Genomic DNA, 14,904 nt, shown 5'->3' with positions numbered 1-14,904 from the left:
CCCGTTCGTGCGTGGGTAGCCATGCCGCCAGAGCGCCCAGTGCCGTTGCCGCGGTGTGCAGTCGGTGCGCAGTCGGTGTGCTCGAGGGGGAGGGGGACCATCCGTGCGGACGCGGACCGTTTTCCGTTGGCTGGGCGCGAACTCCGAGGCGCTCCTCGCGCTGGTCACAGCAGTGATCGTGGCCATTCTGGGACTCACCAATTCCGTGTCGACCTCGGTGGTCAACAGCGCCATTCTGGCGACCCTCGCCGCTCTGGCGCTCTCGGTGCTGCGCAACAGATGGGACTTCGGCGCCGAGCCGGACGCGCGTGCGAGATTACGGTCCGCCCAGCAGTCGTTGGAGGAACTGCCGCGTCATATCGGGCGGCTCAGCCTGATAGAGGAGATGGTGACGGATTTCCGGGCGACTCTGGACGAGGAGTCGGCCATCAGGATCCTCCGGGGCACCGAGATCACCCAGGCATTGAAGGAGGCGCGAGCCGACGCCCGGGAGTGGATATTCCGTGGCGGCACCGCGACGTACGTCCGGGCCGTGGTCCTTCCCGAATGCGTCCAGCGGGCCCGCCGGGCCCGCCGATCGCTGAATGTCCGTCTGGAGATCCTCGATCCGCGCGATCTGCCCCTCTGCGACCGGTACGCCAACTTCTTCCGCCACGGCATGGACGACCCCAACGAGGACGAGCAGACGTGGACCGGAAAGGGCACACAACTCGAGCTGTACGCCACGATCTTCTCCGCCTGCTGGTGGAAGCAGCACTATCCGCCGCTCAAGGTCGAGGTGGCACTGTCGTCCATGGTGACCCTTTTCCGCTGGGACATGACCCAGAACTCCCTGTTCATCACCGAACGCGGTCCCCGCTTTCCGGCGATGGTGATCCGGGAGGGGCGCTTCTACTACGATTACTGGCGCAATGAGCTGGACGAACATTTCGACCAGTCCTACAAGGTTCCCCTCAAGGACGCGCCGACACTGAGTGAGCAGCCCGAGCCGGTCGAGACGCGGGAATTCTTTGCCGCACTGCAGCTGGAACTTCCGGATCATTTCACCGACGACGACGTCGACCTCATCGTCAAGAAAGCCATCAATGCTCAGAACCCGTACGCATGAACAGGATGTCGTCCGAGCTCTCCGCGACGGTGATGTGGAGGCCGTCGAGAACTGGATCCGGACCGTGCTGCCGACCGTCGTCACCGGGGAACTTCCGGCACCGGTGGTCCGGCATCCGCTCGAATTCGTCTGCGTTCCGCTGCGGCGGGACGGAGAGCTGGGCCTGTGCATGCACGTGTGGCCGCAGGACGAGGAGGATTCGTCTCCCGTCGTCCACGCCCACAGCTGGGACCTGTGGAGCTATGTCCTGTGCGGCACGGTGTTCAACGACGTCATGCACGTCCGGGACGACAGCGCGGCCCCGGAGTTCGGCCTCTTCGCGGTCACCAGCACCAGCCGCGGCGACGAGTTCCGGGCGACGGGCCGCCTGGTCACCTGTGAGCCGAGTGAGCGTCAGGAGATCGCGGCCGGACAGGTGTACCGGCTCGCCTCCGGCCGGTTTCACCGCAGCGGTCACCGGGGTTTCACGGCCACGCTCGTCCTCGGCGAACATCGCGAAGGTCTCGACAGCCTGGTCCTCGCCCCGCCGGGCGGCCACCCGTCGCCCCCACGGCCTCGCGAGAGATGCGCCCCCGACGAGGTACGGCACCTGATGACCCGCATCGACACCGAGCGCCGACGCGAGTCCGGCATGGACAGGTGATGGCGGAGGGGACCGCCCCGGGCGACGCATGTCCGGTGAGTTTCTTCGTCAGCTACTCACCCGCCGACGAACGCTGGGCGTCCTGGATCGCCTGGACCCTGGAGGAGGCCGGGTACCGGACCGTCCTCCAGGCCTGGGACTTCGTGCCCGGCACGAACTTCGTGGACTTCACGGACCGGGGGGTGAGCGAGTCCGCGGCCGTCATCGCCGTACTGTCCAGGAACTACGAGCGGTCCCGGTACGGCCGGATGGAGTGGCAGGCCGCCCTGCGCGCCGACCCGGACATGCCCGAGCGGCGGCTGATCACCGTCCGCGTCGAGGACATCCCCGTGGAGGGGCTGCTCGCCACCCTCACCTACGTCGACCTCGTCCCGGTGACCGATCCGGCCGCCGCCCGCGACCTGCTGCTCACGCGGGTCCGCCAGGCCCTCGACGGACGCGCCAGGCCCAGCCTGCGCCCCGCCTATCCCGGCGACGGAGGTTCCGCGCCGGTCACGCCGGTCACGCCGGTCACGCCGGTCACGCCGGTCGTGCCGGTCGTGCCGGTCGCGCCCCGGGCGGGCCGGCCGCTCGGCGGACCCGGCCGGGCCGGTCGGCGCAGGCCACCGGCCCCGCCCGCCTACCCGCGCACCGACCGGGACCCGGCGGTCCGTGAGACGGTCACCGTGCTGCACCTCGCCGGACCCGTCTTCGGACGCGGCCAGGACCCGGCCGAACTCCAGGCGGCGATCTGGGGCGACCTCGTCGAGCTCACCGCCGCGGGGGCGCCCTCCCCGGACCTGCTGGTCGTCACCGGCGACCTCACCGCCTCCGGCAGCCCCCGCGAGTTCGACCAGGCGCTCGCCTTCCTCACCGGACTACGCGCCCTGCTCGGCCTCGAACCGCACCGCGTCGCCCTCGTCCCCGGCGGCCACGACGTCAACCAGGCCGCCTGCCGCGCCTACTTCAGCACCTGCGAGGCCGACGAGATGCCGCCCCGGCCGCCCTACTGGCCCAAGTGGCGCCACTTCACCCGCGTCTTCCAGGAGCTCTACCAGGGGCTCGACGTCGTCTTCGACAGCGACCAGCCCTGGACCCTGTTCCCGGTGCCCGAACTGCACACCGTCGTCGCCGGCCTCAACTCCTCCATGGCGTACAGCCACCGACTCGACGACCAGTACGGCCTGGTCGGCCGCGAGCAGGCCGCCTGGTTCGCCCACGCCCTGCGGCCGTACGAACAGGAGGGCTGGCTGCGGATCGGCGCCCTGCGCCACGCCCCCGGCACCACCCCGCGGGGCGTCCTGCGCACCGCCGCCCAGAACGGCTCGGCGCCCCTGCGCGACACCGACGTCCTGGCCCGCCTCACCGCACCCCGCCTCCATCTGCTGCTGCACGGCCCGGCCGGACCCGGCGCCCGCCCGCTGCTGACCACCAGCACCGGCGAACTGCCCCTGCTCGGCACCGCCGGACCCGCCCGGCACCAGCTGCTGCGCGTCGGCCGCGACGGACTCGCCACCTGGCCGGGACCCGGCGAGCCACGGCAGCACCGGGTCGAATGGCGCCGCGCCCACCACGCCTTCGGCCCCGCCGACCCCACCGCCGCCGCCCCGGAGGCGGACCGCACCCCCGACCCCGAGCCGCGCGCCGCGCAGTCCCCGGCCGAGGTGCTGCTCGCCCGGGTCGCCGAGGTCTGCCGCACCCGGCACGAGGGCGCCCAGATCCGCCCGGTCGACGGACCCGTGCCCCAACTCCTCGTCACCTGGACTCAGTCGGGCTTCGTCCGCCAGCAGCGTGTCGCCGTGCACACCGGCACGCCCACCGCCCAGGACGTCGACCGCGTCGTCGCCCTGGTGCACGCCGCCGACTCCGAGACCGAGGCCGAGCTCGTCCACGACGGACCCCCGCCCGCCCGCGAGCTCAGGGACCTGGCCCGCCGCCGAGGCGTCCGGGTGCGCAGCTTCACCGAGTTCCAGGGCCTGCTCGACCTGCGCGCCCACGTCGTCGCCCAGAGCGAACGGCTGCGCACCGACCCCCGCTACCCCCCGGGCACGTACCTCCGGCAGCGCTACCGCGAGATCGAACGGCCCGACGCCGAGGACCGCGACGGGCTGGTCGACGCCATGCTCCGCCTGCTCGACTCCGACCAGGGCCGCTTCCTGCTGCTGCTCGGCGACTTCGGCCACGGCAAGACGTTCGCGCTGCGCGAGCTGGCCCGCCGGATTCCGGCTGAACTCCCGCACATCGTGCCGCTGCTGGTGGAGCTGAACGCGCTCGACCGGTCGTACTCCCTCGACGGCCTGGTCGCCGCCCACCTCGCCGCGCACGGCGTCGACGACATCGACCTACGGGCCTTCCGGCACATGCTCCGGCAAGGCCGGATCGTGCTCCTCCTCGACGGCTTCGACGAACTCGTCACCCAGGTCACGTACGACCGTGCCGCCGAGCGGCTCCAGGTGCTGCTCGACTCCGCCGTGGACAGCGCCAAGATCGTCGTCAGCAGCCGCACCCAGCACTTCCGCTCCCAGGGCCAGGTGCTCACCGCCCTCGGTGAACGCGTCGGCATGCTCCCGCACCGCCGGGTGCTCGCCGTCCAGGAGTTCCCCCCGCAGCAGATCCGCACCTACCTGGTCAACCGTTACGACGGCGACGAACGCGCCGCCGACCGCCGGGCGCGGCTGCTCGACGCCGTCCCCGATCTGCTCGCCCTGTGCCGCAACCCCCGACTCCTCGGCTTCGTCGCCGACCTCGACGACGACCGGCTGCGCGCGGTCGCGGGGGCCGCCCGCGCCCTCAGCCCCGCCGGGCTCTACCAGGAGGTCCTCACCGCCTGGCTCACCTTCGAGGAGCAGCGCGCCACGGGCGGCCCCGGACGGGCCCCCGGACTCGGCCTCGACCAGCTGTGGAACGCGGTCACCGCGCTCGCCCTGCGCCTGTGGCAGACCGGACAGGACTCCCTGCGCCTCGACGAGCTGACCGATGTGGCCGAGACCCTCACCGGGCTCGCCGCCGGCCGGCTCTCCCCGGGGCAGGCCGCGCACGCCGTCGGCTCCGGCAGTCTGCTGGTGCGCAGCGAGGACGGGGTGTTCCGGTTCATCCACGGCTCGGTGGTGGAGTGGCTCATCGCCCGCGCGTGCGCGAACCGGCTGACCGGCGGGGACGGCGCGCTGCTCGCCCGGCACCGGCTCAGCCGGCTCGCCGTGGAGTTCCTGTGCGACCTCGCCGACCACCGCGCCTGCCAGGAGTGGGTCGAACGGACGCTGGAGGGCGCTGCGGACGACGTGGCCCGCGCCAACGCCGTGAAGATCCTCTCCCGGCTGCGGGTGCCCGCCCACACCGATCTGCGCGGGGCCGCGCTCGCCGGGGAGGATCTCTCCCACCGCGACTTCTCCGGCGTCGACCTCACCCGCGCCGACCTCACCGACGCCCGGCTGGTCGGCGCCGACCTCGCCGGCGCAGTCCTGCGCGGCGCCCGGCTGACCGGCGCCCGGCTCGACGGCGCCGACCTCTCCGACGCCGATCTGCGCGGCGCCGATCTGCGCCGGGCCCGGCTGATCCGCACCGACCTGACCGGCGCCCGCGTCGAGGGCGGCCGCTGGCAGCGCGCCGCCCTGGTCGGCGCCACCACCGACCCGGGGCTGCCGCGCGCGCCCGAGCTGGCCGCCGCCGCCCTCGCCCCCGGCATGGAGGTCGGCTTCGGCTTCCGGCCCTCCGCGGTGGGCGTGCCGTACGGCTTCGACATGCGCACCAGCCGGCTGCCCGAACCCCTCTCCTGCAGCCCCGACGGCGAACTCCTCGCCGTCGGCGCCGAGGACGGCGGGGTGCTGGTCTGCGACGCCGCCACCGGCACCGCCCTGCGTACCCTGGCGGGCCACACCGACCGCGTCTACGCCGTCGAGTTCCGCGAGCGGGTCCTCGCCACCGGCAGCGCCGACGGGACCGTACGCCTGTGGGACCCGGTCTCCGGGCGCTGTCTGCACGTGCTGGACATCCATCCGCGCGGGGTGTGGCCCGTCGCGCTGGGCGCCGACGGCTCCCTGCTGGCCACCGGGGACGCCGAGGGCGTGGTCACCGTCTGGGACACCGCCTCGGGCACCCCGCTGCACCGGCTGCCCGGTCACTCCGCGCCCGTCCGCACCGTGGCCTTCGACCCGGGCGGCGCCACCCTGGTCACCGGGGACGCCTCCACCTCCGTACGGCTGTGGGACCTCGCGACCGGGCGGTGGGTCGGTGAGCTGCCGGGCCATCGGAGCGCGGTGCACCGGGCGCGGTTCAGTCCGGACGGCACCCTGCTGGCCACCGGCGACCGCGGCGACGAGCGGCAGGGCGGCACGGTGCGGGTCTGGAACGCCGCCGACCGCGGCCTGCGGCACGAGTTCACCGGGCACACCGGCGGGGTCCACACCCTCGACTTCCACCCCGGCGGCCGGTATCTCGTCAGCGGCGACACCGAGGGGGAGGTGCGGCTGTGGGACCTGGCCGAGGGGACCGGCGCCGGACTGCTCGGCGGCTGCCGGGGCGCCGTCCACCAGGTGCTGTTCGACCCGGACGGCGCGCTGCTCGCCGCCGGGGACAGTCAGGGCGCGGTCCGGCTCTGGCGGATCGAGCCGGGCGCCGACCCGGTGGCGGTGCCGCTCACCCGGCAGCCCGCCGAACACCGCGGTTCGGTCTGGATGTGCACGTTCCGCCCGCACGGCGACGCCCCCGCCCCGGATGCCGGTGCCCTCCTCGTGACGGGCGGCAACGACGGGGTCGTACGGCTCCACGACCCCGCCACCGGCCAGGGCCGGAGCATCCTGCGCGGCCACGGGCGGCGGATCGGCACGCTCTCCTTCAGCTCCGACGGCTCGATACTCGCGGCGGGCGGCAACGACGGCGTGATCCGGCTGTGGGACTCCGCCACCGGGCGGCGGCTGCGGGAGCTGGCCGGGCAGAGCGACCGGCTGGTCTCGGCGGTGTTCAGCCCCGGCGGCAGCCTCCTCGCCACCCCGAGCAGCGACGGCGCCGTGTATCTGTGGAACGCCTCGACGGGCGAGTACCAGCGCGAGACGGACGTGGAGACCGACCACGTCTGGGCCGAGGCCTTCAGCCCGGACGGCGAACTCCTCGCCACCGCCAACGACGACGACACCGTCCGCCTCTGGTACCGGGCCACCGGCGCCCATGTCGGCACCATCGGCGAGCACTTCGGGCGGGTCCGCTCCCTCGCCTTCCGGCCCGACGGGCGGGTCCTCGCCACCGGCTGCGACGACCGCCGGGTGCGCGTCTGGGATCTGGACGAGCGCCGGATCACCGCCGTTCTCGACGGTCACACCGACCGGGTGTACGCGGTGGCGTTCGCCGCCGACGGCTCCTGGCTCGCCAGCGCCTCGTGGGACGGGGACGCCGTGATCTGGCGGGACGGGGTGGCCGCGCACCGGCTGTCCGCCCACACCGGCAGGCTGTGGACGGCCGCCGCGCATCCGCTGCGCCCGCTGCTGGCGACGGCCGGCGACGACCGCGCGGTCCGGCTGTGGGACGCGCACACCGGCCGGGAGAAGGCCGCGCTGAGGGCTCACACCGGGCGGGTCCTGGCGGTCGCCTTCAGCCCCGACGGCTCCCTGCTGGCCAGCGGCGGCGAGGACGGCACGGTCCGGCTGTGGGACGTCCCGGCCGACGGTCCGGCGGCCCTGCGCGCCACCCTGGTCGGTCTGCCCGGCGGCTGGGCGGCGCTGGCGCCCTCCGGCGGCTACAAGCACGAGGGGGACGTCACCGGCGAGTTCTGGCACGTGATCGGCATGTGCCGGTTCGAGCCGGGGGAGCTCGACGGGCATCTGGCCGGGGTGCGGAACGTGCCGCTGGAGGACCCGCTGCGGTGAGGCTCAGTGGTCCGTGCGCACGGTGAAGGCCGCCGTGTGCACGGTGTTGCCCGCCTTGAAGTCCAGGAAGAGGCGGTAGGCGCCCGCGCTGGGCGTGGTCGCGGCGAAGGCGACGTCGGGGCCCGACGTACGGCCGTCCTTCGCCTCGTCGTGCGGGTGCACATGGAGATAGGCGAGGTCGCCCGAGCGCAGGGCGACCAGGTGGCCGTAGGCGCCGAGGTAGGGCTGGAGGGCGGTGACCGGCCGGCCGCCGCGCTCGACGGTGAAGGTGAGGTCGCTCTCCGCCCCGGCCCGCAGACCGCCGGCGAGGGTCACGGTGTAGCCGTCGACGGTGGTCGTGGCGGAGGGCGCGGGCGGCGCGGTCGCCTCGTACCGCCCGGTGACGGTCAGGTCGGCGCCCAGGGTGAGGCCCTCCTTCGCCCCGGCCGGGCGGAAGTCGGCGAAGACGCGGTAGGAGCCCGCCGTCGGGAGATCCACCGGGGTGCTCCAGGTGCCGTCCGCGTCCCGGGTGGGGTGGAGATGGCGGAAGGCGGTGAGCTCGCGCGAGGCGACGATCAGGTGCAGCTGCTTGGTGTGCTCGGTCGCGTAGGCGGTGAGCGGCTCCCCGTGCGCGTCCCGGACGGCGAAACGCAGGGTGCCGGGGCGGCCGGCGGACAGGCTCCGGGTCTCCAGGTCGAGGGTGTAGCCGCTCTCGGAGACCTGGAGCCCGGCCGGGGTGAGGTCGGGGGACTCCGCCGTCTGCGCGTGCGCCTCCCCGTGGCCGGCGGCGGGCGTGGCCGCGGAGGTTCCCGGCCCGACCGCCGCTCCGATGCCGTAGGCGGCGCCGAAGACCACGGCGAGCGCGGCGGAGAACGCGCCGATCGTCTGGAAGGGTTTCATGGCGGGCTCCTGTTCGTCGCCGGATGACAGAGCGGATACCTCTAGGGGGTATGCGGGAACCCAGACTATACCCCTAGGGGGTACCTTGCGGCATCGGCGGTACTAGGAGAGTGCGGCCGCGATGATCCGGCCGACGACCGGGTTCGCGTCCTCGCTCTTCGCGTCCGTCGAGTTGACCGAGTAGACGAGGGTCCGGCCGAGGTCGCGGGTGGCGGCGATCGCCGCGTTGTAGCCGTAGCGGCCGCCCGACTTGAACCAGTAGACCCGCCCGCCGAGTTCGTACCGGGTGAGTCCGGCGCTGTAGGCGGCGCCGGGGATGCCCGCCGGGACCGTGAACATCTCCTGGAGCTGCGGCTCCGGCACGATCCGGCCCTTGAAGAGGGCGGTGAGCAGCCGCTCCAGATCGGCGGTGGTGGAGATCATGTCCCCGGCCGCGAACCGGTCCGCCTGGTTCCACTCGGTGACGTCCAGGAACTCCGTCGTCCCGTCGGCCCGCTCCACCTTCTGGTAGCCGAGGTTGTGCGGGCCGAGGATGCGCGGGTCGGTGCCGGGGAAGTACGTGTCCCGCATCCCGGCCGGCGCCAGCACCAGCCGCGTCGCCTCGGAGGCGTACGAGCCCCCGGTCACCTTCTCGATCAGCAGCCCCAGGAACGTGTAGTTGATGTTGAGGTAGTGCTGCTTCTTCCCCGGGCAGAACTCGGGCTGCTTCGCCCCCGCCGACGCCGCCACGCGCTGCGGGGTGAGCGTGTCGAAGCGATGGGCGTACACCTCCTCGAAGGTCTCGCCGAGTCCGTCCCCGGCCGGGATGCCACTGGTGTGGTTGAGCAGCTGTCGTACCGTGATCGGCCGGAACTGCGCGCCGAGCAGGCCCGGCAGATAGCGCTGGATCGGCCGGTCCAGGTCCACCCTCCCCTCGGCCGCCAGCCGCAGCACGGCCGCCGCCGTCACCACCTTCGTCGTCGAACCGGCCCGGAACCGGGCGTCCGGGTCCGCCGCCCTGCCGCTCTCCAGGTCGTGCACGCCCGCGCTGCCGCGCCAGGTGCCGTCCGTGCCGCCGACCCGGACGAGGGCGGCCGTCGCGGCGGCGTCGGGGAGGCCGGAGATCGCGGCGGCGAGCGCCTGCTCGTCGAGCGTGCCCGCCTGCCGGCTCACGGGTGCGGCGAAGGCGGGTGCCGCGGCCAGCGGTCCGGCCGCCGCGAGGGCCAGGACGAGCGCGGCGGCGAGGACGGTCGTGCGGCGACGAGCGCGCATACGGGAACTCCCTTGGGGTGAGTCGGGGGCGAGTCGGGGCGATTCGCGGGGTGATTCGGGGGGCGAAAGAGTTTCGAGATGAGCTTCGGGCAGGCCGCGCGCCGGCGGATCCTCACCGGGGAGGGCACCCGCCCCTGACCGGACCCCGGCCCAACTCACCTGCAAGGTAGGGGAGTTGTGGGGGTCTCCCCCTACGGGTGCCGAAAAAGTGTTATCCCGTGGCCGGTCCGGCCGTCCCCTCGGGTGTGATCTCCGACATTGCCGACAACGGGGTCCCGGCTGAGAGGGTGCGGACATGAGGACGTACGCCGACGCCGGTGCCGAGGCCGGGCGGCACTGGCGGGCCACCATCGCCGCCGCGCAGGCCGGAGACCGGCAGGCGCTGGACGAACTGGTCGCGGGCTGGCTGCCGCTGGTCTACAACATCGTCGGCCGGGCCCTGAACGGCCACGCCGACGTCGACGACGTCGTCCAGGAGACCATGCTGCGCGCCGTCGACAACCTCGGCTCGCTGCGCGACCCCGACAGCTTCCGCTCCTGGCTGGTGGCCATCGCCGTGCGCCAGATCCGCGACCGGGCGCGCCGTAGGACCGCCACCCGCCTCGACGAGAGCACGGCACCCGAGGGAGCCGCCGACTTCGCCGAACTCACCGTGCTCAGGCTCCAGTTGGAGGGCCAGCGGCGCGAGGTCGCGGAGGCGGTGCGCTGGCTGGACGACGAGGACCGCCACCTGCTGTCCCTGTGGTGGCTGGAGGTCGGCGGTGAGCTCACCCGCCGTGAACTCGCCGCCGCCGTCGGCATCAGTCGGCAGCACGCCGCCGTGCGCGTCCAGCGGGTCAAGGAACGCCTCGAGGTCTCCCGGGGCATCGTGCGCGCCCTCGACGGCGCCTGCCCCGACCTGCGCGAGACGACCGCCCGCTGGGACGGCCGTCCCGACTCCGTGTGGCGCAAACGGCTCGCCCGGCACATCCGGGGCTGCGGCTACTGCGGGGACACCCGCGAGAGCGTCGTCCCGGCGGAACGGCTGCTCGTCGGCATCGCGCTGGTCCCCGTCCCGGTCGGCTTCACGCTCTCCCTCGCCCTCGGCGGCAAGACCGCGGCGGCCGCGGCGGGCTCCGCCTCCGTCGGCTGGTCCGCGAAGGTGCTGGGTGCGCTGACCAAGCCCGCCGTCGCGGTGACGGCCGGCGCCACCCTCGCGGCGGGCGGCGCCTACGTCGCCGTACACACCCCCGACGACCCGCCCCCGCGCACCGCCACCGCCCCCACGGCGGCAAGCACCACCATCGAGCCACCCCACGCATCGGCCCCGCCCCCAACCACCGCACCGTCGGCGTCCGCCTCCCCCTCTCCGTCCCCGTCGGCGACGAGGAAGGCGGTGTACGGCGGTGTCGTCGACGCCGTGGACAAGGCACCGGACCCCGACACCCCGCCCGGTGCCCTGCCGCACCGGGCCGAGTCCGGCGTCACCAGCACCGGCGGCGCCCACGCCGTCATGAACCACCGAGGGGACGCGGTGACCCTCAGCGGCCGGGGCTATGTCCTCGTGCGCTGGCAGATCTCGCCGCAGTCCCGGGCCGGCAGCCTGGTCCCGCCGGCCTGGACCGGCCTGAAGGGCAAGCTGTTCCATGTGGCCTCGGGCGGCGGCCGCCGCATGGACGACCCCGTCAGCACCACCGACACCACCGCCACCGGCATGGGCAGCGCCGCCACCGGATACGACGTCCTGCCGGCCGGCACCCAGCAGATGTGGCAGAACGAGTACTTCTACGTCGACGGCAGCGTCACCCTCACCGTGAACGAACGCGGCGCCGACTACGGCCTGAGCGTCTTCCCGAGCACCTGGGACGCCGCGGAGAAGGACATCGTCACCGGCCCGCCCGAGGGCGCCGTCCGCTACGGCCTGGTCCGTGACACCGGCGGCGACGACACCCCCGTCCCGCAGTACGTCACCCGCGAGACCCCGGCCGACCCGGCGACGGTCCCTCAGACCTCCCGGGTGTAGCGGTCCTGCGCGTCAGCCGCGAGGGGCTTACGGGCGTCCCTGAGGGCGGTCAGGACGTCGATGCGATTGGTGGTGATCGAGTCGACGCCCACGGCGATCAGCCGGCGCATCGAGCGGCGGGTGTCCGGGGTCCACACGGAGAGCAGGTGGCCGCCGCGGTGGACACGCTCGGCCAGGGCCCGGTCGACCAGGGAGAAACGGTAGTTCAGCCAGCGCGGCTTGACCGTGTCGAGCAGGACCGGGCGCGGGGGCGCCAGGCTGGTGCGGGTCAGGGCGATCTCGGCGGACGGGTCGGCCCGGCGGACGGCGAGCATCTCCTCGGCGCCCGCACAGTAGTAGGCGCGGTCGGCCGCCCCCGCCTCGCGCACGGCGTCCACCACCCGCCGCGCCTGCCGTACGTCCCGGGTCCCCGGCAGGTCGATCATCACCCGGCTGTCCCCGGTCGCCGCGAGCGCCTCCGCGAGGGTCGGCACCCCGCCCGCCGTCAGCCCGCGCACCTCGGCGGCCGACAGCGACCGCAGCGGCCGGTCCAGCTCCCACAGCCGCTTCAGCGTCTCGTCGTGCAGCAGCACGGGCACACCGTCCTTGGTGAGGCGGACGTCGAACTCGACTGCGTCCGCGCCCAGGGCGAGCGCGGTACGCAGCGAGTCGAGCGTGTTCTCACGGAAGCGGTAGGGGGCGCCGCGATGGGCCACGGCAGTCAGCGTCTGCATGGGCCCATTGTGTCCAGGTCAGTCGGCGAGCCATGCGGCGGTGTACGTGTCGATCTCCGCGGTGATCCTCGCCTTTCCGGGTCCGTCCAGGAAGGACGCCTCGACCGCGTTCTTCGCGAGGTCCGCCGTACCCCGCTCGTCGAGGTCGAGGAGCCGGGCGGCGACCGCGTACTCGTTGTTCAGATCGGTGCCGAACATCGGCGGGTCGTCGGAGTTGATCGTGACCAGGACGCCGGCCCGCACGAACTCCTTGATCGGGTGCTCGTCGAGGGTGCGGACCGCGCGCGTGGCGATGTTGGAGGTGGGGCACACCTCCAGCGCGATGCGGTGCTCGGCGAGATGGGCGAGGAGCTTCTCGTCCCGCGCCGCACTGGTGCCGTGCCCGATGCGCTCGGCGCGCAGATGGGTGAGCGCGTCCCACACGGTCTCCGGGCCGGTCGTCTCACCGGCGTGCGGCACGGACCTGAGGCCCGCGGCGATCGCCCGGTCGAAGTAGGGCTTGAACTGCGGGCGCGGTACGCCGATCTCGGGCCCGCCGAGGCCGAAGGAGATCAGCCCCTCCGGCCTCACCCGGTCGTCGGTGGCCAGCCGCGCGGTCACCTCGGCGGACTCGAGCCCCGCCTCGCCGGGGATGTCGAAGCACCACCGCAGCACGGTCCCGAACTCCGCCTCGGCCGCCTTGCGGGCGTCCTCGATCGCGTCCATGAAGGCCCGCTCGTCGATGCCGCGCCGGGTCGAGGAGTACGGCGTGATGGTCAACTCGGCGTACCGCACCTGCTGGCGGGCCAGGTCCCGGGCCACCTCGTACGTCAGCAGCCGGACGTCCTCCGGGGTGCGGATGACGTCCACGACGGACAGGTACACGTCGATGAAGTGGGCGAAGTCCGTGAAGGTGAAGTAGTCGGCCAGGGCCTCGGGGTCGCTGGGCACCCGGGAGTCGGGGTGCCGGGCGGCGAGCTCGGCGACGATACGGGGGGAGGCGGAGCCGACGTGATGGACGTGCAGTTCGGCCTTGGGCAGCCCGGCGATGAACGCGTGCAGATCACGGGCCCCGGCGTTCGTGGTGGGGCCGGTGGGGGTGGCGGGCGCGGCGGCTGCGGCGGTGGCGTCGAGGCGGTCGGTCAAGGGGTCCTCCCCGGGACGGCGTCCCCGGCCAGCAAGAGGGGCCGGACGGGACGCGGGTGATCGGCTGATCGGTGAGTCAGGATCATCGTAGGCGGGCCGTGCGCGAGGAGGGTGAACGAGGGCGGGGGAGGGCGGGGGAGGGGGTGGAAGGGCCGGGGAGGGCGGGGAAGGGGATGGAAGGGCCGGGGAGGGCGGCGAAGGGGATGGAAGGGCCGGGGAGGGCGGCGAAGGGGATGGAAGGGCCGGGGAGGGCGGGGGACCCGGAAGAGGGCGGGAAGGCGGGGAAGGGCGCGGAGGGGGCGGCCTGGCCGGGCCGGGGCGGTGGGCGGGGGTGTGCGTGGCCTGGTGGCTTTCCGGCCGGGGCCCTCGGGGCTGTGGCTTGGGCCGTAGCATGACGGAACGTTCGACAGAGGGGATCCCGTGCATGTCCGACGACGCGCCGACTCCGGCCGGTGACGCCGGTCGCGAAACATGGCCCGCACCCGCCTCCGCCGAGTCGGCCGGTCCCGAGGACGCGACGCCCGGGGTACCGCTGGACAAGGGAGCGGAGGGGATCCGGGCGGACGCGATGCCGTCGGGCGGGACGCGGTCGGGCGAGGTGCCGTCGGACGGGACGCGGTCGGGCGAGGTGCGGTCGGACGAGGTGCCCCTGGCGGAGGGTTCCGCCCCCGACCCCTCGCCCCTTCCCGCTCTCCCTGCCGTCCCCACCCTCCCCACGGGCGACGCCCGGACGGGCCCCGGCCACACGGCCGTCTCGCACGAGCCGCCGACGTCCCGGCCCGCCACGGCCGAGGCGACACCCCAGGCCACCGACAGCACCTTCACCTCGGTGAACGGCGCTGCCCCACAGCTCTGGGCCGCCCCCGTCGCCCCTCAGCCGAACGGCCCCTTCGCCTCCTTCCCGCCGCCCGACCCGGCCACGTTGGCGGGCGGTCCGCCGCCCAACCCCTTCGCGCCGCCCCTCGCCCCCACCGGTGCGGTGCCTCCGCCGCCGATCTCCCCGGACGGCCCCGGCCAGGTGCCGTACGGCTATCCCGGGGGCTACGGCTACCCCTCCCCGGCCCCGGGCGGCTACTACTGGCCCGGCATGCCCCCCGTCGAGAGCAACGGGATCGGCGTCACGGGGATGGTGCTCGGGATCGCCTCGGCCGTGATCTTCTGCATGTGGCCGGTGGCGATCGTCGTGGGCGTCCTGGGCGTGATCTTCGGCGCGATCGGCCGCAGAAAGGCGAGCCGGGGCGAGGCCACCAACCCGGGCCAGGCCCTGGCCGGCATCATCTGCGGCATCGCGGGCATCGCCCTCGGAGTGGGCCTGGGCACCCTGACCTTCATGATCCCGGCCTAGGGCC

Annotated in this window: 9 protein-coding genes; 5 read left to right on the top strand and 4 right to left on the bottom strand. The window is 73.9% G+C overall.

The window, feature by feature from the left end; translation table 11 throughout:
- Nucleotides 1-103: 103 nt before the first annotated feature.
- Genes ABZ464_RS19015 through ABZ464_RS19005 form a run of 3 tightly spaced genes read left to right on the top strand, consistent with a single transcriptional unit; the run spans nt 104 to nt 7,585 of the window.
- Nucleotides 104-1,108: a hypothetical protein gene (locus ABZ464_RS19015; protein WP_359278237.1), complete on the top strand. Its 1,005-nt coding sequence runs from the start codon at nt 104-106 to the stop codon at nt 1,106-1,108.
- The gene (locus tag ABZ464_RS19010; protein ID WP_359278234.1) at nt 1,086-1,751 is read left to right on the top strand and encodes a hypothetical protein; all 666 of its coding nucleotides are present in this window, start codon (nt 1,086-1,088) and stop codon (nt 1,749-1,751) included. The genes ABZ464_RS19015 and ABZ464_RS19010 overlap by 23 nt, the downstream gene beginning before the upstream one ends.
- Before the next feature lie 35 nt (nt 1,752-1,786).
- Nucleotides 1,787-7,585 carry a TIR domain-containing protein gene (locus ABZ464_RS19005; protein WP_359278232.1) on the top strand — a complete coding sequence of 1,933 codons (5,799 nt, stop codon included), beginning with the start codon at nt 1,787-1,789 and terminating at the stop codon, nt 7,583-7,585.
- A 3-nt stretch (nt 7,586-7,588) separates the two neighbouring features.
- Here ABZ464_RS19005 and ABZ464_RS19000 read toward each other — a convergent pair whose 3' ends face one another.
- Together ABZ464_RS19000 and ABZ464_RS18995 are read right to left on the bottom strand one after the other, a co-directional pair.
- On the bottom strand, nt 7,589-8,464 hold the full coding sequence (locus ABZ464_RS19000; protein ID WP_359278229.1) for a hypothetical protein: 876 nt from the start codon (nt 8,462-8,464) through the stop codon (nt 7,589-7,591).
- Between the two features lie 102 nt (nt 8,465-8,566).
- Nucleotides 8,567-9,715 carry a serine hydrolase domain-containing protein gene (locus ABZ464_RS18995; protein WP_359278226.1) on the bottom strand — a complete coding sequence of 383 codons (1,149 nt, stop codon included), beginning with the start codon at nt 9,713-9,715 and terminating at the stop codon, nt 8,567-8,569.
- Nucleotides 9,716-10,010: 295 nt separating this feature from the next.
- On the opposite strand from ABZ464_RS18995, the gene ABZ464_RS18990 reads away from it, so the two are divergent.
- A complete protein-coding gene (locus ABZ464_RS18990; RefSeq protein ID WP_359278223.1) occupies nt 10,011-11,717 on the top strand; it encodes a sigma-70 family RNA polymerase sigma factor in 1,707 nt (568 codons plus the stop codon).
- Here ABZ464_RS18990 and ABZ464_RS18985 read toward each other — a convergent pair.
- On the bottom strand, nt 11,699-12,430 hold the full coding sequence (locus tag ABZ464_RS18985; RefSeq protein ID WP_359278220.1) for a glycerophosphodiester phosphodiesterase: 732 nt from the start codon (nt 12,428-12,430) through the stop codon (nt 11,699-11,701). The two genes, ABZ464_RS18990 and ABZ464_RS18985, sit on opposite strands and share 19 nt — an antisense overlap.
- An 18-nt stretch (nt 12,431-12,448) precedes the next feature.
- Nucleotides 12,449-13,624 (bottom strand): adenosine deaminase, encoded by a 1,176-nt coding sequence (locus ABZ464_RS18980; protein WP_359278519.1) that lies wholly within the window; start codon nt 13,622-13,624, stop codon nt 12,449-12,451.
- Nucleotides 13,625-13,979: 355 nt separating this feature from the next.
- Here ABZ464_RS18980 and ABZ464_RS18975 point away from each other — a divergent pair, with 355 nt between their 5' ends.
- Nucleotides 13,980-14,900 carry a hypothetical protein gene (locus ABZ464_RS18975; protein ID WP_359278217.1) on the top strand — a complete coding sequence of 307 codons (921 nt, stop codon included), beginning with the start codon at nt 13,980-13,982 and terminating at the stop codon, nt 14,898-14,900.
- The last annotated feature ends 4 nt before the right edge of the window (nt 14,901-14,904 follow it).

It is taken from the genome of Streptomyces sp. NPDC005820, assembly GCF_040630255.1.
Classification (GTDB): Bacteria; Actinomycetota; Actinomycetes; order Streptomycetales; family Streptomycetaceae; genus Streptomyces.
Note: the sequence above shows the minus strand (reverse complement) of the source record. Positions and strands in the feature narration are given on the sequence as shown.

Bases quoted from the DNA above. Each gene is read 5' to 3' on its own strand.
- ABZ464_RS18975 (WP_359278217.1), top strand. From the start codon at position 13,980: ATGTCCGACGACGCGCCGACTCCGGCCGGTGACGCCGGTCGCGAAACA.
- ABZ464_RS18985 (WP_359278220.1), bottom strand. From the start codon at position 12,430: ATGCAGACGCTGACTGCCGTGGCCCATCGCGGCGCCCCCTACCGCTTC.
- ABZ464_RS19010 (WP_359278234.1), top strand. From the start codon at position 1,086: ATGCTCAGAACCCGTACGCATGAACAGGATGTCGTCCGAGCTCTCCGC.
- ABZ464_RS18990 (WP_359278223.1), top strand. From the start codon at position 10,011: ATGAGGACGTACGCCGACGCCGGTGCCGAGGCCGGGCGGCACTGGCGG.
- ABZ464_RS18995 (WP_359278226.1), bottom strand. From the start codon at position 9,715: ATGCGCGCTCGTCGCCGCACGACCGTCCTCGCCGCCGCGCTCGTCCTG.
- ABZ464_RS19000 (WP_359278229.1), bottom strand. From the start codon at position 8,464: ATGAAACCCTTCCAGACGATCGGCGCGTTCTCCGCCGCGCTCGCCGTG.